Raw genomic sequence first — 21,574 nt, 5'->3', positions numbered from 1 at the left:
GCACTATCCCGCCGGAGGAATGGTTTTTCGCCTGAGGCCCGCGTTCCGTGGCGCGTGATCTGTCGCGTCTGTTCCGCCCCGCGTCTGTCGCGGTCATCGGTGGTGGCGCATGGTGTTCCGAGATCATCAGGCAGACCCGCCTGATGGGATTTGCGGGGCGCATCGACGTGGTGCACCCCAAGATGCCGGTCGTCGAAGGGGTGCAGGCTGTTGCCGCGGTCGAGGATCTGGATACGCCGCCCGATGCGGCCTTTGTCGGGGTCAACAGGTTCGCGACCGTCGATGTCGTGGCGCGGCTGTCGCGGATCGGGGCTGGCGGTGCGGTCTGCTTTGCTTCCGGTTTCTCCGAGGCGCTGGCCGAGGATGCGTCGGGATCGGATCTGCAGGCGCGTCTGGTCGAAGCGGCCGGTGCAATGCCGGTGCTGGGCCCGAACTGCTACGGCTTCATCAATGCGCTGGACGGCGCACTGCTCTGGCCCGACCAGCACGGATGCAAGCCCGTTTCGCGGGGTGTGGCGATCCTGACGCAATCGTCGAACATCGCGATCAACCTGACCATGCAGCGGCGCGGTCTGCCTATCGCCTATGTGGTGGCCTGCGGAAACATGGCGCAGACCGGTCAGGCCGAGATTGCGACCGCGCTGCTGGACGATCCGCGCGTGACCGTCATCGCCCTGCATATCGAAGGCTTCGGCGATATCGCTGCATGGCATGCGCTGGCAACCAAGGCGGCGGAGCGCGGGGTGCCGCTGGTCGCGGTGAAGGTCGGACGCTCGGATCAGGCCCGCCGTGCGGCTGTATCGCATACGGCGTCTCTTGCGGGGCAGGATGCAGGGGCCGAGGCCTTGCTCAAACGGCTCGGGATTGCGCGCGTGGCGGATTTGCCAACCCTGCTCGAAACCGCGAAACTGCTGCACATGGTCGGCCCGCTTTCCTCACCGGAGCTGTCGTCGATCAGCTGTTCCGGCGGAGAAGCCAGCCTTGCCGCGGATGCAGCCGTTGGTCGGGCGGTGACGTTTCCGGCGCTGACCGATGTGCAGGCAGGCGCCCTGCGCGCGGCGCTGGGCCCGATGGTCGCGCTGGGCAATCCGCTGGATTATCATACCTACGTCTGGCGCAATGCGGCGGCGATGACGGAGGCATGGCTGCCGATGGCCGCTCCCCATATCGGATTGACGCTGATCATCGTCGACTACCCCCATACCGATCCTCGCGACTGGACCTGCGCCACAGAGGCCGCGCTGGCGGTCGCCGCGCGCAGTGGCCGTCCGGTGGCGATGGCGGCAACGCTGCCGGAACTGATGCCGCCCGATGTGGCCGACCGGTTGATCGCGGGCGGGGTCGTACCGATGCAGGGCCTGAGCGAGACGATGGCGGCCGCCGAGGCCGCCGCGTCGTGGCGCAGGCCCGAAGAGGCCCTACCGCTTCCCGCGGGACCGGACCGCACACCGGTGCTGCTGGATGAGGCGACGGCCAAATCGGCACTCGCTGCCTGCGGTATCTCGATCCCGAAGGGCAGCGTCGCACCGGAGGCCGCAGGCCTGGCCCGGGTGGCGGGCACCCTTCGGCCTCCCTTGGCGCTCAAACGCCTCGGCCTTGCGCATAAGTCCGAGGCGGGCGCGGTCCGTCTCGGGCTTGAGCCTGCCGATTTGCTGGGCGCGGCCAGCGCCATGGGGGACGGCCCCTACCTGGTGGAAGAAATGGTGGGGGGGACCGTCGCCGAATTGCTTGTCGGGGTGGTCCGCGATCCTGCGCACGGGTTCTTGCTGACCGTTGGTGCGGGCGGGACGCGGACGGAACTGTGGCAGGACACACAGACCCTCCTGATCCCCGCCGACCGCCGCGCGGTCGAGGCGGCGCTGCGGCGGCTCAGAATTTGGCCCCTGATCGAAGGGTATCGCGGGGCGCCGGGTGCAGATCTGGCTGCGATCTGCGATACCGTCATGGCCGTGCAATCCTATGTGACCGCGCATGCCTCCCGCGTCGAAGAGATAGAGATCAATCCGCTGATGTGCACCCCCATGGGGGCGGTGGCCGTCGACGCCTTGATAAAACAGGATACAGGAGACCCGTTATGAACCCGATCAAGACACACCGTGATGGTGCCATTCTCGAAGTCACGCTGGACCGACCGAAGGCGAACGCCATCGATCTGCAGACCTCGCGCCTCATGGGCGAGGTTTTCCGCGACTTCCGCGACGATCCGGACCTGCGCGTCGCGATCATTACCGGCGGCGGGGATAAATTCTTCTGTCCGGGCTGGGATCTGAAGGCCGCGACCGAAGGCGATGCCGTGGACGGGGATTACGGGGTCGGCGGGTTCGGAGGGCTGCAGGAACTGCGCGGTATGAACAAGCCGGTGATTGCCGCCGTGAACGGCATTTGCTGCGGCGGCGGTCTGGAACTGGCGCTGAGCGCCGACATGATCCTTGCCGCCGATCATGCCCAGTTTGCACTGCCCGAAATCCGCTCGGGCACGGTGGCCGACGCGGCCAGTGTGAAGCTGCCCAAACGCATCCCCTACCACATCGCGATGGAGCTTCTGCTCACCGGCAGGTGGTTCGATGCGGCAGAAGGCAAGGGATGGGGCCTTTTGAACGAGGTCCTGCCAGCCGATCAGTTGATGGACCGCGCGCGGGAGCTGGCGCGTCTGCTCGCGTCGGGGCCGCCGCTTGTCTATGCGGCGATAAAGGAAATCGTCCGCGATGCGGAGGACGCGAAATTCCAGGACGCGATGAACCGGATCACAAAGCGGCAACTGCCGACGGTAGATACGCTTTATGCCTCCGAGGACCAGAAGGAAGGCGCACTGGCCTTCACCGAAAAACGCGATCCCGTGTGGAAAGGTCGTTGAGAGGTCCAATTGCAAATCTTGCGCGGCTGCCGCTATTGTCGGCGCGACGATACGATCAACGCCGGAGTGTGCGAACGTGAATTTCCTTTTCGTGCATCAGAACATGCCGGGCCAGTATCGCGAGCTTGTGCAGTGGCTTGCCGCCACGGGCGAGCACCGGATCGTGTTCCTGACGCAAAGACAGAAACCGCCAAAATTCGAGGGCGTCCAGACCGTTATCTATAAACCGCACCACAAGCCGAAGACCGACGCCTACGGGCTCAGCAAGGTGTGGGAAGAAGCCACAGGTGCCGGTTTCGCCGCTGCCATTGCGGCACGGAAGCTCGATGTCGAACACGGGTTCAAGCCTGATATCGTGATCGGCCATGTCGGTTGGGGCGAGTTGACGTTTTTCAAACAGGTATGGCCGGACGTGCCGATCATCGGCTTCTTCGAATATTACTATCGCCTCTACGGCGGGCCGGTGAATTTCGACCCCGAAGAGCCGGTGAACGAACACACGCCCTTCCTGCTACAGGCCCGCAACGCGACACCGCTTGCGAATCTTCCGGTCATCGACCGTGGTCTCAGTCCGACATACTGGCAGCGCGACTGCTTTCCGGAAGAGTTTCACGACAAGATCTACGTCTGCCACGACGGCGTGCGGACCGACCAGCTGACCCCGGACGCCGGGGCATCGCTGACACTGGGGCGGCTGGACTGGCCGATCACCCGCGACGACGAGATCGTGACATACATGGCGCGCAATCTGGAACGGATGCGCGGCTTTCACCAGTTCATGCGCGCGCTGCCCGGCATTCTCGAGGCCCGCCCGAACGCCCGCGTTCTGGTGATCGGTGGCAACGAGGTATCTTACGGCGCCAAAAGCAAACAGCCCGGTGGCCTGCGCGCCGAGATGGAGGCCGAGGTCGGCGACCGCGTGGACTGGGACCGCGTGCATTTTCTGGGGCAGGTGCCTTTCGAGAGCTACAAGTCCATCATCCGGCTCAGCAGGTGCCATATATACCTGACGATGCCCTTCGTCCTGTCGTGGTCGCTTCTGGAATCAATGTCGATGGGGGCCACCATCGTGGCCGCCGATGTGGCCCCGGTGCGCGAGGCGATGACCCACGGAAAAACCGGCCTTCTGGTCGACTTCTTCGATCCCGACGCCCTTGCCGCGCAGGTCATCGAGGTGCTGGAGCGCCCGCAGGAGTTCGCGCATCTGGGCAAGGCCGCCCGCGATCACGTGGTCAGGGAATACGACTTCCTGACGAAATGCCTGCCGCGGCATCTGGAAGAGATCAACGCGCTGGTGCCCGAAGAGAAACGGATCGTCCTGCCCTGACGGGCTGGCCGGCCTTGTCAGTTTCCGGCTGCGCTGGCCACGTTGATCAGGCCGAAGGCCGATCCGACGATGCTCACGATGGTGCGGACGTTGTTGACGGGGCTTTCCGTCGCCAGCACCAGATCGCCCGAATTGATGTGGAAGTTTTTCGCCGAAAACAGCCCGTCAGACGTGGTCAGGTCGATGGTAAAGACAACACGCTGCTGACGTGGCCCGCGTTGGCCAGCCGCCAGCGCGCTGGACGGATACTCGCGCAGGATTAGGACACCCTGCGGGTTCGCGCGCGAGTCAGCCACACCACCGATGATCGACAGCGCATCCAGCGCCGAAACACGGTCGCGGTTGAAGGTGAACTGGCTTTCCTGCCCCGCCGCACCCAGCGACAGGAAATATCTCCGGTCTTCCTCAACGATGACCTTGTCGCCCCCACGCAGGCGGGTATCGAGCGCGGGATCCTCGTAAAGGCGCGATACGGAGGTCTGATAGATGCTTGAGCCGCGAACCAGTTTCACCTGCGGGTTCGCAAGTGCCGGTCGCACGCCACCGCCCGCCGAGATCGCCGCCAGAACCGAAAAGTTCTGATCGGGCAGCGGGACAATGCCGGGAGCGTTCACGCCGCCCACCAGATCGACGGAGTTCACACGCCCTTCCGCCATGCTCAGCTGGACCTGCGCGCCGGGCACGATGGGATCAATCTGCCGTTGCAGCAGCTGGCGCGCACTGTCGGGGGTTCTGTCGGCAATCCGCACCTTGCCGATATAGGGCATGAAAATGGTGCCGGTTTCGGACACGCGCATCCCGTCAAGCCGCGCGGTACGCTGCCCGGGGATCGTGAGCAGCGAGTTTTCCGAACTGTCCCAGATGATGAGGTTCACGGTGTCGCCGGGGCGGATGATCTGGGCCGAGGACCCGTGATCGCGCGACAGCCAGCCGTATCTGCGGATGCCCGTTTCGGGCCAGTGCTGCACACTGGGCAGGAAGCTCTTGGTCACGGGGTAGACGGCGAAATCCGCCTCTGGCTGGTCCGCTCCCTTCACGATTTCCGATTGTACCGCCGCGCCGCGGGGCAGGCCATCACAGGCTGCCATCGTGAAAGCAAGCAAGCCCGCAAGGAAGAGTTTCGAGAAAAGGCCCATCCGCATACCCGCTTTGTTCATCCAGAACCCCCCGCAGCCGCGCTGCACGGCTTGGAAATCCGTTGGGGGCAAGATACTGCATGGAAGTATGAGGTCAATGTCTACAACGGTATCCGGGGACGATCGTCCGGTTCTCCTGATGGGGGCCTCGGGACGACTGGGCGGGATGTTGCGCAGACACTGGTCTGATCCGCGTTTGTTGCGCCCCGTCTCGCGCGGTGGCGGGCCGGGCATGATCCGATGCGATCCGTTGTCGATGCCCGACGCTTTGGTGCGCGCGGCCGAAGGATGCCGCGCGGTGATCTGCCTGTCGGGCGTGACGCCCGCCCATGCCGCCGCCAGCGGCGATGCGATGGCGCTCAACACCGATCTTGCCCTTGCGGCGCTCCGCGCAGCGCCAGCCGGGGCGCGGGTGTTCGTGGCCTCCACCGCTGCCGTCTATGGCCGGTCGGGCGGTTTTCTGTCCGAGGATGCGCCCACAGCACCCGTCTCCGACTACGGGCGTGCCAAGGTCGAGATGGAGAGCCGGTTTCTGGCCGAGGCGGGAGGCCGTGGTTGCATCCTGCGGATCGGTAACGTGGCAGGTGCCGATGCGATCCTTGGCAACTGGGCGCCGGGGATGCAGATCGACAGTTTCGCAGACGGATCGACGCCGACGCGCAGCTACATCGGCCCGGTCAGCCTTGCGCGCGTTCTCGAAACGCTCACGCGGGCCGAGGCCCTTCCCGCGATCCTGAACATCGCGGCACCCGAACCGGTGCAGATGGGTGCGCTGCTGGATGCCGCCGATCTGGCGTGGACACCGCGAACGCCGGACGAAAACGTGATCGCCGAAGTTGTACTGGACACCACGCGGCTGCAACGGCTCTATGATTTTTCTGCCGACGAGACGACACCCGCAGGGCTCGTGGCACAGGCGCGGAGGGATACGGACAAGGGATCTTCACGAACATGAACTGGCGCAAGCGATGCTTCGATCTGTTTTTCGCCAGCCTTCTGGCTGTTGTCCTTGCGCCGGCGATCCTGGCGTTGGTGATCTATATCTACCTCAAACAGGGCCGTCCGCTGTTCTACGTGGCCGAGAGGATGAAGACCATTGACGAGCCGTTCCAGCTCCTCAAGTTCCGGACCATGACGGTCGTTGACGAGGATCAAGGTGTCTCCGGTGCGCACAAGGCATCGCGGGTCACGCCTGTCGGGGCACGTTTGCGTGCACGGCGGCTCGACGAGTTTCCGCAGCTTTGGAACATCCTTCGGGGCGATCTGTCCTTTGTCGGACCGCGCCCGCCCCTGCGTGAATACGTGGAACGGTTTCCCGAGATATACACTGAAGTGCTGAAATCCCGCCCCGGCGTGACCGGCCTTGCAACGATTCGGTTTCACAGGCACGAGGATCGCCTTCTTGCGCGCTGTACGACCGCTGCGCAGACCGATGATGTCTATTGCCGCATTTGCGTGCCGCGCAAGGCCAAGCTGGACCTAATCTATCAGCGCAACCAGAGCATTTGCTACGATTTCGACCTTGTTTTCCAGACGATCGCAAACCTTTTCCGTCGCGGCTGACGGTCGCTGACGGTAGGGAGCGATCGGCGGAAAAACGGCCGTACTGGCTGCACCGCCGAATTTTGGTTAATCTTTGATTAGTTTGACTATACTTTCATGCGGATTGGATGCGCCGTCTCAAAGGGGCGAGTTGCCGGGTCTGTCCAGTTTTCGAGGGTTCTAGTGGTATGTTGGGTTGGGTCAAATCGCTGACAAAGGCGCAGAAGCGCCGGATCATGCTGGCGCTTGATGCTACACTTGTCCCCTTCGCCCTGTTTTTCGCGTTTGCCACGCTGAACCTGCCGGGCGGGACGCTGGAGAACATTCAGGACTATCTGCTGATCCTTCCCTACATGATCGCGGTCTGCATCGGCGTGTCGATCTGGATCGGCATTTGCGACATTCAGGTCAGCGGCTATGAAGCGGCAGCCGTCGGCCTCACGGCTGTGTTCGCGGCGCTTCTGGCGCTGGCCTCCTTTACCCTGTCGGATATTGCGGGGCTGGGGCTGCCTGTCGGGCTGCATATGGTCTTCGGGGTGGTTTTCTTCTGCCTTGCCGTCGCCAGCCGTGCGGTGCTCTTGCAGATTGTCGTGGCCATCTACCGCCGGACCTCTGCACGCTGCCGTGTTCTGATTTACGGCGCGGGCACGACGGGGATGCAGCTGGTATCGGCCCTGCGCGGCCACCAGTCCATCCAACCGGTCGCCTTTGTCGATGACAACAAGGGCTTGCAAGGCATGCAGGTGGCGCGTTTGCCGGTCTATTCACCCGCGCGCATTGCCGAGGTCGTCAAGGAAAAGCAGATCGACCGCGTCTTGCTGGCGGTACCGTCGCTCAGCCGGCCCAAGCAGGCGCAGATCGCGCGGCGCTTGCAGCAGATGGGCCTTGAGGTGCAGACGCTTCCGTCGTTCTCGCAGCTGATCGGAGAGGAGGCACTGGTCGACAAGCTGACGCCGGTCTCGCCGCAAAGCTTTCTGGGCCGTGCCGAGGTCGCGAACCCGCTGGGCGATGCGCAGGCAACCTACGCGGACCGCGTGGTTCTGGTGTCCGGGGCAGGCGGGTCCATCGGGTCCGAGCTTTGCCGACAGATCATAGATTGCCGTCCGCGCAAGCTGATCCTGTTCGAGTTGAGCGAACTGGCGCTCTACCAGATCGACATGGAACTGCGCGGCATCGTCGAGCAGGTCAATCTGGAGACCGAAATCATCTCGGTTCTGGGATCGGTGACCGACAGCCGTCAGGTGCGCAAACTTCTGGTGACCCACGGTGTGCAGGTGGTGCTGCACGCCGCGGCCTACAAGCACGTCCCGCTGGTCGAAGCCAATCCGCTGACCGGGCTGGTCAACAATGTCTTTGGCACCCAGACCCTGGCCGAGCAGTCGGCCAAGGCCGGTGTCGAGCGGTTCACGCTGATTTCGTCGGACAAGGCCGTGCGCCCGACGAATGTGATGGGCGCCTCCAAGCGCCTGGCCGAGATGGTGGTTCAGGATCTCGCGCGGCGTTCAACCGGAACGGTTTTCGCGATGGTCCGGTTCGGCAATGTGCTGGGCTCCTCCGGGTCTGTTGTGCCGCTGTTCCAGGAACAGCTCAGCCGCGGCGGGCCGCTGACCGTCACCGACAAGGGTGTAGAGCGGTATTTCATGACCGTTCAGGAGGCGGTGCAACTGGTTTTGCAAGCCGGCACGATCAGCAAGGGCGGCGAGGTATTCGTTCTCGACATGGGAGAGCCGGTTCCGATCCTGCGCCTCGCGCGGCAGGTGATCGAGCGTGCCGGTTTCGAGGTGCGCGACCAGAACAACCCGGACGGCGATATCGAAATCGCGATCACGGGCCTGCGTCCGGGCGAAAAGCTGGTCGAGGAACTGACCCTGTCGAACGATCTTCTGGGGACGAAATATCCCAAGATTTCAAGCGCGCTTGAGGCAGTCCCGTCCCAGATCGAGATTGCGTCGGCCATCCGCAGCCTGCGCGAAGCGGTTGTGGCGGGAGACGAGGACATGGCGCGCGCCGTGGTCAGACGGTGGGTGGAAAGCAAGGAAACCGAGCCGACCGGGGCCGAAGCCTCTTCGGTCTAGGCGCGCTATTGCGCCACGGCGCGTTGCTAAACCCATCATTGGTCCCGCTCGTGTGTTGCTTTCAGGCGGACCGCCGTGCATTAAGTTGGAAAAGAAGGCCAAAGATGCATTTCCGGGCAGTGGGCAAGTGATGATCCGAAGTTTCCTCAAGTCAGCTTTGAAATTGACCACGCTTGGCGTGGTCCTGCCATCGGTGGCGGCTGCGCAAGATATCGACCATGTCTTCGGTGTTGCCGACCGTCCGACGCTGAACCTCTACGGCTCTCCCGGTCTGGTCGACATGCCCACCGCCGAAGCGTTGCCGGATGGGCAATTCGTCGTGGGTATCTCGAATTTCGGCGGCACCACGCGTACGACGCTGACGTTTCAGGCGGCGCCGCGTATCTCGGCCAGCTTTCGGTACATCGGCATTCGCGATATCAATCTTGACGGTTTCGAGACCTACCGCGACCGCAGCTTCGACCTTCGCTTCCTGCTCAATCGTGAAAGCAGGTATTTGCCGTCGGTGACGGTCGGGCTTCAGGATTTTGCCGGCACGGGGATTTATGCGGGCGAATACGTGGTCGCGACCAAAACCTTCTCGGGCGCGCGCGTTCCGGGAGAGATCAAGGCCACGGTCGGCCTTGGCTGGGGGCGTCTGGCAAGTTCCGGCAGCATCGGCGCGCCTTTTGGCGCCGAACGCCCGGGGTTCGAGCCCGGCGATACCGGCGGTGAGCCTTCCTTCGATCAGTGGTTTCGGGGCGATGTCGCGCCATTCGCGGGTCTGGAATGGCAGATCAACGACAAATGGGGCGTGAAGGCCGAGTATAGCTCGGATGCCTATGACATCGAAACCGGCAACGGCGTTTTCGATCGCAAGTCCCGGTTCAACTTCGGGGCCGAATACCAGCTGTCTGACAGCATGCGGCTGGGCGCGTACTATCTCTATGGCTCCGAACTGGGTGTGAATCTTCAGATCCAGATCAATCCGAAGCGCCCGCTGTCACCGCTGCGGTTGCCTGCGCCGCGCCCCTATGACGTCCGGCCGAGCCGCCGTGAGGATCCGCAGGCCTACGACGGTGCCTGGGCCGCATCCGAGGAAAGCGCATCGGGCGCCGTGCGCGACGCGCTCACGCCACTGTTCGAGGCGGAGGGCCTGACGCTGGTCTCCGCAAAAACCACGGCATCGACGACCGAGATACGGTTCCGCAACGAACGCTACCGCGCGGAAAGCGTGGCCATCGGGCGCGCCGCACGGCTGATGGCGCGGGTGCTGCCTGCGTCGGTCGAAACCTTCCGCCTGACGCCGATGGCCGACGGGCTGGCCAAGTCGACCGTCGTGTTCCGGCGGTCGGATCTGGAGGCGCTGGAGACATCTCCGGATGCGCCGAATGCGCTGCTGGCCGTGACCGGCATCGACAGCGCCGCGCCCAGCCTGATCGGCGCGGCCGACAATGAAGATCTGGTTTCGGTGTTCAATTGGTCCATCGGGCCCTACCTGTCGCAAAGCTATTTCGATCCGACAGAGCCTATCCGCGTCGACGGGGGCGTCAGCCTCAAGGCATCTTACAAGTTTGCGCCGGGCTGGACGGTTGCGGGCGAACTGCGGCATCGGCTGGGCGGCAACATCGCCGATACTGTCCGGACGACGGAGTCCGCGCTGCCGCGGGTCCGCACGGACGCGGTCCGCTATGCCGGTGGCGGTGACACGACCCTGCGCAATCTCTACATCAATCGCCAGTGGAAGCCGGGTGCCGATCTCTACGCCCGGGTGACCGCGGGCTATCTGGAGCGTATGTATGGCGGTGTATCCGCCGAGCTGCTCTGGAAGCCGGTGGCAAGCAGGCTCGCCCTTGGGATCGAAGCGAACTACGTGAAAAAGCGCGACTTCGACCAGCGTTTCGGGTTCAGGGACTATTCTGTCGCGACAGGACATGCGTCTGCCTACTACGAATTCGGCAACGGCTTTACCGGCCAGCTGGATGTGGGTCGCTACCTTGCGGGTGATGTCGGCGCGACAGTGACGCTGGAGCGGGAGTTCGACAACGGCTGGAAGGTCGGCGGGTTCTTCACCCTTACAGATGTTTCCGCGGAGGACTTTGGCGAAGGATCCTTCGACAAGGGCATCACGCTCACTGTGCCGATAAGCTGGTTTGTCGGGCGTCCGGACAAGCGGAATTTCGAAACAACAATCCGGCCGATCCTGCGCGATGGCGGGGCGCGTCTGAGTGTGCCCAAAAGGCTTTATAATCAGGTACGTGACGGGCACCGGCAGGGGCTTTTCGGCAATTGGTCGGGGGTATGGGAATGATCCGCAAGGTCGGAATCTTTTATGCGCTCGCCGCGGTGGTCGCCGTGTTGTCCGGATGCAGTTCCGAAAACAACGAAGGCACCGATATTCCCCAGCTTCTTCTGGGGGCGGCACAGCAGGCAGCCCAGCAGCGCAGCGAGGGGCGTGCCCCGCCCGTGGTCGTGACGCCCAAGATGCTGGCTGAGACCAAGATCGCGGCGCTTCAGGTCAATCCCGAGATGGCGGGTGGCAGCGACTTCCTGCGTCGTGCTGCAACGCGGCGCGATTCGTATCCCGGAGACGTCGAAATCTGGAAATCCTCGGACAACGCCCAGATTTTTCTGCGAAATGGTGTCGTTGTAGCCACACGCGGAGTCGGGGCGGATATCATCTCTTCGGACGCGTCGATGACCGTGCGTGCGCTTCAGAACAGGGCCGCAAATGCGGGGATCCGCCGCTATATCTTGTCCGATGGTGACGTCACAGCGACCGAAGTCCAGTTCCGCTGTGAGGTGCGTCTGATCGGTCAGGAGAATATTGCCGTTGTGAATCAAGTATTTGAGACAACGCATCTGCGTGAAACCTGTGTCAGCGATGCCGCGGGTGGCGAGCGGATCACGAACGATTACTGGGTCCAGTCGGGCACCGGTCTGGTGCGCAAATCCCGCCAGTGGGTTGGGGCCAGATCCGGCTATTTCGAGATGATTTTGCTCAAAAACTAAGCAATTTCGCCACAGTTGGCGGGACATTGCTAATAATGTATTGTGGCCGGGAATAGTGTGTTGAAGACCAACTTCGTTTCAGCTATTTGTCAGGCAAGTCGAAAGACGGGCTAATATGCCCTTGAATTACGCAAAACAGGATGACCAAAATGTTTAAGACGCTCTCCGTATCCGCCCTCATCGCAATGATGGCAACAGCTTCCTTCGCCGGTTCGCTGAACGACGCAGTTGTTGAAGCCGAGCCAGAAGATGAAGGCGTATTCGTTCCTGCCGTCGGTTCCGGCATCGGCGTTCCAGCCGTGATCGGTGCAGTTGCAGCAGCCGCTCTGCTGGCAGCAGCCGCAAACAGCAGCGACAGCGACTCCGACTCCGACTCGGGCGTTGAAGAAGACTAAGTCTTACTTCATCCAGAATTTCCGGCCTTCCCCGACATCGGGGGAGGCCGTTTTTGTTTGTGCTTGGCCGTTGCACGCGCAGCAATGAATTGAGTTTCCGAATGAACAAACAGCTCCTCTCGATCGGGCACGGGTATTCGGCGCAGGCTCTGGCGCGGCGGCTGGTCCCGCAGGGATGGCGGATCGTGGGGACGAGCCGCAGCGCCGAAAAATGCGAGGCGCTGGCAGCCACCGGGATAGAGACCCTGCAATGGCCGGGGGCCGATCTGGCCCCTCTCATCGCGCAGTTTCCGAACATTCTGATCTCTGCCGGGCCGGGCCCGGATGGTGATCCCGTTCTCGCTGAACTGGACGGCGCCTTTGCGGCGGCAGCGCCCGACATGCGCTGGCTCGGTTACCTGTCGACCACGGGGGTGTACGGCGACCATGCAGGTGACTGGGTGGACGAAGACGCGCCCCTGACGCCTGCGACCAAGCGCGGTCGTGCGCGTGTCGAGGCCGAAGCCGCATGGCAGGCGATTGCGCAGCTGCCACTTCATATCTTCCGGCTTGCCGGTATCTACGGACCCGAACGCGGTCCGTTCGCCAAGGTGCGCCGCGGGACGGCACGGCGCATCATCAAGGATGGTCAGGTTTTCAGCCGCATTCATGTGGATGACATCGCGCAAGCGCTGGAGCTGTCGATCGCGTCCCCGAATCCCGGCGCAGTCTATAATTTGTGTGACGATGATCCGGCACCGCCACAGGATGTCATCGCCTATGCGGCGGAACTGCTGGGCCTGCCTGTCCCGCCCGGCATCCCGTTCGAAGAGGCCGAGATGACCCCGATGGCACGCAGCTTCTACGCAGAAAGCAAGAGGGTGCGAAACGACCGGATCAAGGCCGAACTTGGCTGGTCGCCGATCTATGCCGACTATCGCAGCGGCCTGAACGCGATGAAGAATCAGGCAGATCCGTCCGGGGAATGACCGCGCGGATTGCACGGCGCAGCGGATGCTGGCGGTGACTGCAAAGGACCGCGACAGGTGGTTGTTGTGCCGAGGCCGAGCAGCCATATAGGCCCCACCGAAACAAAGGATTTCACGATGGCCGCCGCGCGTACCCTTTCCGATTACCTCGAATCCGATCGCGTCAGGAACGCCATCCTGGGCGTGATCCTGTTCAACGCCGTCATCCTTGGGCTCGAGACATCGCGCACCGTGATGGACGCTGCCGGATCCCTGATCAAGACGCTGGATCGCATTTGCCTGGCGATCTTCGTCGCGGAAATCGCGGCCAAGCTTATCGCTTATCGTGGCCGGTTTTTCCGCGACGGGTGGAACATCTTCGACTTCGTGATTGTCGCCGTGTCCTTTGTGCCCGACGCGCAGGGTTTCTCGGCGTTGCGGGCGTTGCGGATCCTGCGTGTCCTGCGTGTGGTGTCGGTGGCCCCGCGCCTGCGCCGGGTGGTCGAAGGCTTCGTCACGGCGCTGCCGGGCATGGCGTCCGTATTCGTGCTGATGGCGCTGATCTTCTATATCGCGGCGGTCATGGCGACCAAGCTTTTCGGGATGGGCTGTGCGGCCTGTACGCCCGAACAAGCGGCCCAGTTCAATGACTGGTTCGGTACACTCGGCCGCTCGGGGTATTCGCTGTTCCAGATCATGACGTTGGAGTCGTGGTCGATGGGGATCGTCCGCCCGGTGATGGAGGTCTATCCGCTGGCGTGGATGTTCTTTGTGCCCTTCATCATGGTCACGACCTTTGCGGTGGTGAACCTGCTGGTCGGCTTGATCGTGAACTCGATGCAGGACGCGCATCAGGAGGAATCCGTGGCCTCCACGGATGCCTACCGCGCCGAAGTGCATGACAAACTGGCCATGCTCGAGGTCAAGCTGGACAGGCTACTCGAAGAGAGATCGGATCAGGCCCGCTGAGATCCGATTTGGCCTAGGCCAAGCGTTGCCAGCACCTTTGCCTCGATGTCTTCGGCGTTCATGCCCGCAACTGCGTACATATCGGCCGGCGATGCCTGATCGATGAAGATATCCGGCAGCACCATGGAGCGGTATTTGAGGCCGGTGTCGAACACGCCTTCCTCGGCCAGAAGCTGGGCGACATGGCTGCCGAAGCCGCCAATCGCACCTTCCTCGACAGTGATGAGCGCCTCGTGTTCCCGCGCCAGCGACAGGATCAACTCGCGGTCGAGCGGTTTGGCAAAGCGGGCATCGGCGATCGTGGGGGTGATGCCACGCGCCGACAGCGCCTCGGCAGCGCGCTGAACCTCGGCCAGCCGGGTTCCGAATGACAGGATCGCCACGCGGTTGCCCTGCGCCATGATACGGCCCTTGCCGATCTCCAGCGGACTGCCGCGTTCGGGCATCTCGACGCCGTTGCCTTCGCCGCGCGGAAAGCGGAAGGCGATCGGGCCGTCGTCGTAGGCGGCCGCGGTGGCCACCATATGCTTCAGATCCGCCTCGTCGGCGGCGGCCATGACAACAAAGCCCGGCAAATTCGCCAGATAGGCCACGTCGAAGGATCCGGCATGGGTCGCACCATCCGCGCCGACCAGCCCCGCGCGGTCGATGGCAAAGCGCACCGGAAGCCGCTGGATCGCGACATCATGCACAACCTGATCGTAGCCGCGCTGAAGAAAGGTCGAATACATCGCGCAGAACGGTTTCATGCCACCGGCTGCCAGCGCTGCCGAGAAGGTCACGCCGTGCTGTTCCGCGATTCCCACATCAAAACAGCGCGAGGGGTAGCGTTCGGCAAAGAGGTTCAGGCCGGTGCCATCCGGCATCGCGGCGGTAACCGCGCAGATCTTGTCATCTTCGGCAGCTTCCTGAAGCAGGCTATCGGCGAAGACACGAGTATAGCTGGGCGCGTTGCTGGGCGCCTTCGTCTGCTTGCCGGTGATCACGTCGAATTTCGCGGTCGCGTGGCCCCGGTCTGCCGCGCTTTCGGCGGGGGCATAGCCCTTGCCCTTTTTCGTGAGCACATGGATGAGGATCGGGCCGGTCGCCCGTGCCTTTACCGTGCGCAGCACCGGAAGCAGCTGGTCCATGTCATGGCCGTCAATCGGGCCGAGATAGGAAAACCCGAGCTGTTCGAACAGCGTGCCGCCGACAGCCATCCCCTTGAGCATGTCCTTGGCGCGTTTTGCGCCTTCGCGGAACGGCTCGGGCAGAAGGCTGACAGCCCCCTTCGCGGCAAGCTTGAGCTCCTGAAACGGCTCTTCCGCATAAAGACGGCTGAGGTAGGACGACATCGCCCCGACGGGGGGTGCGATGCTCATCTCGTTGTCGTTCAGGATCACGATCAGGCGCTTTTTCAAGTGGCCTGCGTTGTTCATGGCCTCATAGGCCATACCGGCCGACATTGCGCCGTCGCCGATCACGGCAATGGCGTCGCCCAGCCCTTCGGGCACGACACCGCCCAGATCACGGGCCACGGCAAAACCGAGCGCCGCCGAGATCGAAGTCGAACTGTGAGCCGCGCCGAAGGGATCATAGGGGGATTCGCTGCGCTTGGTGAAACCGCTCAGCCCGTCCTTTGTCCGCAGGGTGCGGATCCGGTCGCGCCGTTCGGTCAGGATCTTGTGGGGATAGCACTGGTGGCTCACGTCCCAGATGATCTTGTCGCGGGGGGTATCGAAAACAGCGTGCAGCGCCACGGTCAGCTCCACCACACCCAGACCGGCCCCGAGGTGGCCGCCGGTGACCGATACCGCAGACACGGTTTCCGCGCGCAGCTCGTCCGCGAGGCGTGTCAGGTCGCGGTCGTTCAATCGCTTCAGGTCAGCGGGACGTTTGATGCTGTCCAGAAGGGGCGTCTGCGGGCGGTCGGTCATCTTGATATCCTAACTCTTGCGGGTCACGACAAAGCGTGCCGCGTCGCGCAAGATGTCTGCGTCATCTCCGTAGGCAGATAGCGCGTCACAGGCGCTGTCCACAAGTTCTGCGGCCCTTGCGCGCGCGGCATCGAGCCCCAGCAGCGATACGAAGGTGGCCTTGCCCGCGCCGGCGTCCTTGCCCGTGGCCTTGCCGACGGTCGCGGCGTCCCCTTCGACATCGAGGATGTCGTCCGCGATCTGGAACGCGAGGCCGAGATCGCGGGCGAACCGCGCGAGCGCTGTTGTGTCTTCCTGTGCCATGCGCGGGCCGGCGGTCGCGGCCCATTCGATCAACGCGCCGGTCTTGCCCGCCTGAAGCGCTGTAATCTCGTCCAGTGTCAGCGGGGTTGTTGCGGTTTCCGCCGCGATGTCGCGGGCCTGTCCGCCTACCATGCCGCGAATTCCCGATGCGGTGGCAAGCGACGCCATCAGATCGACGCGCGCGGCATCTGTAACATTGGCCGTCGCGCACAGTTGGAACGCCAGTGTCTGGAGCGCATCGCCAGCCAGAACGGCGGTTGCCTCGTCCCACTTGCGGTGCACGGTGGGCTGGCCCCGGCGCAGGTCGTCGTCGTCCATGCATGGCAGATCATCATGCACCAGCGAATAGGCATGCAGGGCTTCGATCGCGCCGGCCGCCTTGGCCGCCCGCTGCGGCTCCACGCCGTGCAAGCGGGCGCTTTCGATGACCAGAAAGGCGCGCAGGCCCTTGCCACCAACCGTAGCGAAAAGCATCGCCTCGGCGACCGGTCCTTCCATGCCCGACAGGGCCGCGCGAATTTCGGTCACGGCCAGTTCGCCCGCCTCTGCGAGTGCGGTCCGGAATGCCCGCATTTTCAGAGACCTTCGACCGGCTTCAGTCCCTGCGGATTTCCGTCCGCGTCCAGCGTGATCGCCGCGACCTTTTCTTCGGCCTCTTTCAGCTTCGCCTCGCAGCGCGCCTTCAGCGCGGCGCCGCGCTCGTAAAGCGTGATGCTTTCCTCGAGGGCGACGTCGCCGCGCTCAAGCTGGCCCAATACTTTTTCAAGCTCCGCCATCGCGGCTTCGAAGCTCATCTCTTCGACGGGTGTGTCACTCACGGGCGTGAACCTTTCCTGAAACTTTGGCGCGACCATAGTCATAACCGGCGCACAAGGCCAGCGGAGGGCCGGGCATTCGGCGCGGAAAATTGCGAGGTCTGGCAGGCCCTAGGGGGGCCGCGCGGCGGGTCAGTCCGGCGCCAACATATAGCCTGCGCCGCGCACCGTTTGCAGGTATTTCGGCTGCTTGGGGTCGTCCTCGATCTTGCGTCGCAGGCGCGTGATCTGAACATCGACCGCGCGTTCCTGTGCCTGCCCGCGATCGCGGCCCAGTTCCTCGACCAGCGTGGCGCGGCTCAGCGGTTCGTTGGGTTGCGCGGCAAAGATTTTCATCAGCTGGATTTCGGTCGCGGTCAGCCGTACCAGATCCTCGTTCAGCCACATCTCGCCGCGCTCCATGTCGTAGCGGATCGGCCCCAGCGTCAGAACCTTCGGCGCCGTGTCGGCGGGTTGGGCGTCGGGCATCCGCCGCAGGATCGCGTTGATGCGCAGCAGCAGTTCCTTCGGCTCGAACGGCTTTGACAGGTAGTCGTCCGCGCCAGCCTCAAGCCCCGCGATGCGATCATCCGTTTCTCCCTTCGCGGTCAGCAGAAGGATTGGCGTCACAAGGGTTTCCCGCAGGGATTGCGTCAGCGTGACCCCATCCTCGCCCGGCATCATCACGTCCAGGACGATCATGTCGAAGTCGAGACCGGACAAAATACGCCGTGCGTGGGCGGCGTCGCGGGCCGCCGTTACCAGAAACCCGTTGCGCATGAGAAACTTCTTGAGCAGAGCGCGGATCCGCTCGTCGTCGTCTACAACAAGAAGATGCGCGTCAGCCACAGTCATGCGCTGCTGTCCCGAAGCCGCGTGTAGGCCCCCTGCATTTCGCTGTCCATCATCGCCTCCAGTACCTTGCGGAATCCGGCTACGGCCTCCGGCCCCGCTTCGCGGTAGGCGGCGCGCATTCGCGCCCGCTGTGCATCGGACAGCTGTTGTTCCAGCGCGCGCCCGGTTTCGGTCAGGTGCAGATGCCGTTCGCGTTTATCAAGCCGCCCGACCCTGCTTTCTACCAGACCATCGCCGATCAGGGTGCGCAAGACACGGTTCAGCGATTGCTTCGTGACCCCGAGCAGGTTGAGCAGGTTGTTGACCGTCGTTCCCGGCGCACGGTTGATGAAATGAATCGCCCGATGATGCGCACGCCCGTAGGCGAGATCGGCAAGAATCCTGTCGGGATCGGCCGTGAAGCCGCGATAGGCAAAGAACATCGCCTCGATTCCCTGCCTCAGCTGTTCGTCTGTCAAAAACAGCAGTGCTTCGCCGCCTTGGGGTGCCGGTGCGCGCCTGTCCATGAAGCCTCCTCGGGGGTTCGCGAATTCACGGCAGTTTATGTCAGTGTTATTGACACTCCAACCCCGAAAGGCTACCCAGCCTGAGGTTTTGCGTAACTTAATATCCCTGCTGGGCGTATAATGCGCAATAAATGGAAATTTCGACGCGCATTGGCGTCCAAACCTCGAAGGGAAAGCGGCATGGCCGGAGCGTATGATGACCGGGACGGACATATCTGGGTAGACGGGCAAATGGTGCCCTGGCGCGATGCGAAGGTGCATATCCTGACCCACGCCATGCACTATGCCTCGTCGGTGTTCGAAGGCGAACGCGCCTACAACGGCAAGATCTTCAAAAGCCGCGAACATTCCGAGCGCCTGCGCAGGTCCGCACAGATGATCGACTTCGAAGTCCCCTACACGGTTGATGAAATCGAGGCTGCGAAGGCCGAGGTGCTGAAGGCCTCCGGCCTGTCGGACGCCTATGTCCGCGCGATCGCGTGGCGTGGCGCGGGCGAAGACATGGGCGTGGCCTCGGCGCGCAACCCCGTGCGCATGGCGATCGCCGCGTGGGAATGGGGGGCCTATTACGGCGACGCCAAGATGAAGGGGGCCAAGCTCGACATCTCGAAGTGGAAGCGCCCCAGCCCCGAAACGATCCCGAGCCACGCAAAGGCGGCGGGTCTTTACATGATTTGCACGATGTCCAAACACGCGGCAGAGGCCAAGGGATGTTCGGACGCGTTGATGATGGATTACCGCGGCTACGTGGCTGAGGCGACCGGGGCGAACGTGTTCTTCGTAAAGGACGGAGAGGTGCATACGCCGGACCCTGACTGTTTCCTGAACGGGATCACGCGGCAGACGGTGATCGGGATGCTCAAGGAGCGTGGCGTTACGGTGCACGAACGCCACATCATGCCAGAAGAGCTCGAAGGTTTTGAGCAGTGCTGGCTGACAGGCACCGCCGCCGAGGTGACGCCGGTGGGGCAGATCGGCGACTATACCTTCGAGGTTGGCGCGCTGACGCGCGACATTGCCGAAAGCTACGAGAAGCTGGTGCGCGCCTGATCTTCAGTCCCACGCGGGCAACACGGAATTGCGGCGGCCAACGGGCCGCCGCAGTGCGTTCACGGTTTGCGAAAGGTCAGTACAGCGCGACCGGATTGATCATGGCCTGCACCGTGCCGACAATACGGGGCTGGCCGAGCACGAACATGAATTCGTTCACCCCCTCACGCAGCAACGGCCCGACATTCATCGTTTCCAGAATGTAGATGCCGTTCTTTTTCAGCAGGGTGACGTGGCCGTAAAAGACCTTGTCGCCGTCGGGTGCCGGGATCGGCTCAAGCCCCCATGTGTCCGCACCCACTGCCATGGGATTGAGCGAGGCGATATATTCCGCGCCCTCGTTGTTCAGCCCCGGTTCGGTGCCGCCCCAGGCTTGCGGATCGCTTTCCAGCATCCCTTCGGTCCATCCGGTGTGGAACAGGATGATGTCGCCTTCGCCCATCTCGACGCCCTGCGCCTCGGCGGCGGCCTTGATCTCTTCCGATCCGAAATGGTCGCCCGCCTGCATCACCTCGACACCGGCGTGCGCGGCCATATCAAGGATCACGGCGCGGCCCACCAGCGGTGGCACCGCATGGGTGCCCAGCTTTGTCAGGCCGGTGATCGCGGAAATCTCTTTCTCGTCGAGGCAGTTGTAGTAGTGGCCATTTTCCCCGAGGTGGCCCAGCCCGTCGAGCTGGCTGCCGATCCCTATCCATGTTTGCAGAATATCGTCGTTGTAATTGCCCTCGTAGCCGAAACCGGTAAGTTTCTGACCGCCTTGCTGGTTCGGCTGCACAACCTGAAGCGACAGCGAGCGTGGCGGGAAGGCGGGTGTGTTCGGCCCAATGGCAATGCCAAGCGGCATGGATTTGCCCTGCTTGATCAGCTTTACCGCTTCAAGCGTGCGTTCGGGGGTCACAAGGTTGGCAGAGCCGAGCGTATCTTCCGCGCCCCACTGCTCTGATGTGTCGCAATCCTGCGCGAGCGCCGCGCCCGCGCTCAGCGTCAGGCCTAGGCAAAATGCACTAAATGATTTGAATAACATAAATCCTCCGATGTTGGACCGGCGCGTCCTCTGGCGGGACGATTCGCTTGGGTCTGGAGGATCAGGCTAGCACGGGATGCACGCGCCGATTGCATAATGACGTTACGTCAATTGCCTGGGCAATTATTTGCGCAGGGCCGGCAGGCCGACACCGGTGCTCTCGAAACCGCCGTCAGAGGCCACGACCTGACCGGTGACATAGCTTGCCTTGTCAGAGCACAGGAACACGATGACCTCGGCGATTTCGCGTTCCGATCCATAGCGGTTCAGCGGGATGGCGTCGTGGTAGGCGTCGATGATGTCCTGCGTGTGCACGGCCATGGCAAGCTTGGTCCGGACAGGGCCGGGGCAGACACAATTGGCGCGAATGCCGTATTCGCCCAGTTCGGCGGCCTGCTGTTTGGTCAGATGGATCACCGCCGCCTTCGAGGTGCCGTAGGCGACCCGCAGGGTCGAGGCGCGCAGCCCCGATATGGATGCGATGTTCAAAAGCGCGCCGCGTGTCTTTTTCAGGGCCGGAATGGCGGCCTGCGACATCAGGAACACCCCGTCGAGGTTCGTGGCCATGACGGTGCGCCAGCGGTCGAATGTCGTTTCCTCGATGGGGCCGAAATCGGCGACGCCCGCGTTGTTGACCAGCGCGTCGATGCGGCCGAATTTCTCGATCGCGGCGGCCACAGCGGCCTGCGCCTGATCGGGGCTGGAGACGTCATGGACCAGCGCACTTGCGCCCTGCCCAAGCTCGTCCACCGCAGGGCCGAGCGCATCGCCGTCGCGGTCGAGTGCGGCAACCAGCCACCCTTCCTCGAGAAAGAGTTTCGCGGTGGCAAACCCGATCCCGCGTGCGGCACCGGTAACGAGGGCGACTTTCTGCTCCACGTCCGTTC

At 63.1% G+C, this 21,574-nt stretch carries 20 protein-coding genes; 12 read left to right on the top strand and 8 right to left on the bottom strand.

Annotated elements, in window-relative coordinates:
- Nucleotides 1-47: 47 nt before the first annotated feature.
- The 3 genes from ABMC89_RS10950 (at nt 48) to ABMC89_RS10940 (ending at nt 4,181) form a co-directional block, all read left to right on the top strand.
- Nucleotides 48-2,078, top strand: coding sequence for an acetate--CoA ligase family protein (locus ABMC89_RS10950; RefSeq protein WP_349567964.1), 2,031 nt, complete (start codon nt 48-50; stop codon nt 2,076-2,078).
- Nucleotides 2,075-2,854 carry a carnitinyl-CoA dehydratase gene (locus ABMC89_RS10945; protein WP_349567963.1) on the top strand — a complete coding sequence of 260 codons (780 nt, stop codon included), beginning with the start codon at nt 2,075-2,077 and terminating at the stop codon, nt 2,852-2,854. Before ABMC89_RS10950 ends, ABMC89_RS10945 begins: the two co-directional genes overlap by 4 nt.
- 76 nt (nt 2,855-2,930) lie before the next feature.
- Complete coding sequence (locus ABMC89_RS10940) at nt 2,931-4,181, top strand: glycosyltransferase family 4 protein (protein WP_349567962.1); 1,251 nt, start codon at nt 2,931-2,933, stop codon at nt 4,179-4,181.
- A gap of 17 nt (nt 4,182-4,198) precedes the next feature.
- Here ABMC89_RS10940 and ABMC89_RS10935 read toward each other — a convergent pair whose 3' ends face one another.
- On the bottom strand, nt 4,199-5,338 hold the full coding sequence (locus ABMC89_RS10935; RefSeq protein ID WP_349567961.1) for a polysaccharide biosynthesis/export family protein: 1,140 nt from the start codon (nt 5,336-5,338) through the stop codon (nt 4,199-4,201).
- Between the two features lie 67 nt (nt 5,339-5,405).
- On the opposite strand from ABMC89_RS10935, the gene ABMC89_RS10930 reads away from it, so the two are divergent.
- The 8 genes from ABMC89_RS10930 to ABMC89_RS10895 all read left to right on the top strand — a co-directional run bounded on the left by ABMC89_RS10930 (nt 5,406) and on the right by ABMC89_RS10895 (nt 14,236).
- Nucleotides 5,406-6,272, top strand: a complete 867-nt coding sequence (locus ABMC89_RS10930) for an NAD-dependent epimerase/dehydratase family protein (protein WP_349567960.1) — start codon at nt 5,406-5,408, stop codon at nt 6,270-6,272.
- Nucleotides 6,269-6,880 carry a sugar transferase gene (locus ABMC89_RS10925; RefSeq protein WP_349567959.1) on the top strand — a complete coding sequence of 204 codons (612 nt, stop codon included), beginning with the start codon at nt 6,269-6,271 and terminating at the stop codon, nt 6,878-6,880. Before ABMC89_RS10930 ends, ABMC89_RS10925 begins: the two co-directional genes overlap by 4 nt.
- A gap of 167 nt (nt 6,881-7,047) precedes the next feature.
- Nucleotides 7,048-8,934: a polysaccharide biosynthesis protein gene (locus tag ABMC89_RS10920; protein ID WP_349567958.1), complete on the top strand. Its 1,887-nt coding sequence runs from the start codon at nt 7,048-7,050 to the stop codon at nt 8,932-8,934.
- A 130-nt stretch (nt 8,935-9,064) separates the two neighbouring features.
- On the top strand, nt 9,065-11,224 hold the full coding sequence (locus ABMC89_RS10915; protein ID WP_349567957.1) for a YjbH domain-containing protein: 2,160 nt from the start codon (nt 9,065-9,067) through the stop codon (nt 11,222-11,224).
- Nucleotides 11,221-11,925, top strand: a complete 705-nt coding sequence (locus ABMC89_RS10910; protein ID WP_349567956.1) for a YjbF family lipoprotein — start codon at nt 11,221-11,223, stop codon at nt 11,923-11,925. The genes ABMC89_RS10915 and ABMC89_RS10910 overlap by 4 nt, the downstream gene beginning before the upstream one ends.
- 149 nt (nt 11,926-12,074) lie before the next feature.
- Nucleotides 12,075-12,320: a hypothetical protein gene (locus ABMC89_RS10905; protein ID WP_349567955.1), complete on the top strand. Its 246-nt coding sequence runs from the start codon at nt 12,075-12,077 to the stop codon at nt 12,318-12,320.
- A gap of 101 nt (nt 12,321-12,421) precedes the next feature.
- Nucleotides 12,422-13,288 carry an SDR family oxidoreductase gene (locus ABMC89_RS10900; RefSeq protein WP_349567954.1) on the top strand — a complete coding sequence of 289 codons (867 nt, stop codon included), beginning with the start codon at nt 12,422-12,424 and terminating at the stop codon, nt 13,286-13,288.
- 117 nt (nt 13,289-13,405) lie between these two features.
- The gene (locus tag ABMC89_RS10895) at nt 13,406-14,236 is read left to right on the top strand and encodes an ion transporter (protein ID WP_349567953.1); all 831 of its coding nucleotides are present in this window, start codon (nt 13,406-13,408) and stop codon (nt 14,234-14,236) included.
- Here ABMC89_RS10895 and dxs read toward each other — a convergent pair.
- The 5 genes from dxs to ABMC89_RS10870 all read right to left on the bottom strand — a co-directional run bounded on the left by dxs (nt 14,224) and on the right by ABMC89_RS10870 (nt 18,610).
- Nucleotides 14,224-16,152, bottom strand: a complete 1,929-nt coding sequence (gene dxs, locus ABMC89_RS10890; RefSeq protein ID WP_349567952.1) for a 1-deoxy-D-xylulose-5-phosphate synthase — start codon at nt 16,150-16,152, stop codon at nt 14,224-14,226. The genes ABMC89_RS10895 and dxs overlap by 13 nt on opposite strands.
- Before the next feature lie 9 nt (nt 16,153-16,161).
- On the bottom strand, nt 16,162-17,028 hold the full coding sequence (locus ABMC89_RS10885) for a polyprenyl synthetase family protein (RefSeq protein WP_349567951.1): 867 nt from the start codon (nt 17,026-17,028) through the stop codon (nt 16,162-16,164).
- A gap of 2 nt (nt 17,029-17,030) precedes the next feature.
- On the bottom strand, nt 17,031-17,273 hold the full coding sequence (locus tag ABMC89_RS10880) for an exodeoxyribonuclease VII small subunit (protein ID WP_349567950.1): 243 nt from the start codon (nt 17,271-17,273) through the stop codon (nt 17,031-17,033).
- A 129-nt stretch (nt 17,274-17,402) separates the two neighbouring features.
- Nucleotides 17,403-18,104 carry a response regulator gene (locus ABMC89_RS10875; protein ID WP_349567949.1) on the bottom strand — a complete coding sequence of 234 codons (702 nt, stop codon included), beginning with the start codon at nt 18,102-18,104 and terminating at the stop codon, nt 17,403-17,405.
- The gene (locus tag ABMC89_RS10870; protein WP_349567948.1) at nt 18,101-18,610 is read right to left on the bottom strand and encodes a MarR family winged helix-turn-helix transcriptional regulator; all 510 of its coding nucleotides are present in this window, start codon (nt 18,608-18,610) and stop codon (nt 18,101-18,103) included. Before ABMC89_RS10870 ends, ABMC89_RS10875 begins: the two co-directional genes overlap by 4 nt.
- A 180-nt stretch (nt 18,611-18,790) precedes the next feature.
- Between ABMC89_RS10870 and ABMC89_RS10865 the strand changes: the two genes are divergently transcribed.
- Nucleotides 18,791-19,660 carry a branched-chain amino acid aminotransferase gene (locus ABMC89_RS10865; protein WP_349567947.1) on the top strand — a complete coding sequence of 290 codons (870 nt, stop codon included), beginning with the start codon at nt 18,791-18,793 and terminating at the stop codon, nt 19,658-19,660.
- A gap of 76 nt (nt 19,661-19,736) precedes the next feature.
- On the opposite strand, the gene ABMC89_RS10860 is transcribed toward ABMC89_RS10865, so the two are convergent.
- Both ABMC89_RS10860 and ABMC89_RS10855 read right to left on the bottom strand, forming a co-directional pair.
- On the bottom strand, nt 19,737-20,687 hold the full coding sequence (locus ABMC89_RS10860; protein WP_349567946.1) for a cyclase family protein: 951 nt from the start codon (nt 20,685-20,687) through the stop codon (nt 19,737-19,739).
- A 123-nt stretch (nt 20,688-20,810) separates the two neighbouring features.
- Nucleotides 20,811-21,566 (bottom strand): SDR family NAD(P)-dependent oxidoreductase, encoded by a 756-nt coding sequence (locus ABMC89_RS10855; protein WP_349567945.1) that lies wholly within the window; start codon nt 21,564-21,566, stop codon nt 20,811-20,813.
- Nucleotides 21,567-21,574 lie beyond the last annotated feature (8 nt).

Origin of the sequence: Sulfitobacter sp. HNIBRBA3233 (genome assembly GCF_040149665.1) — a bacterium.
Lineage (GTDB): Bacteria > Pseudomonadota > Alphaproteobacteria > Rhodobacterales > Rhodobacteraceae > Sulfitobacter > Sulfitobacter marinivivus.
The sequence above is the reverse complement of the archived record's forward strand: the minus strand, read 5'-3'. Positions and strand labels throughout refer to the sequence as shown.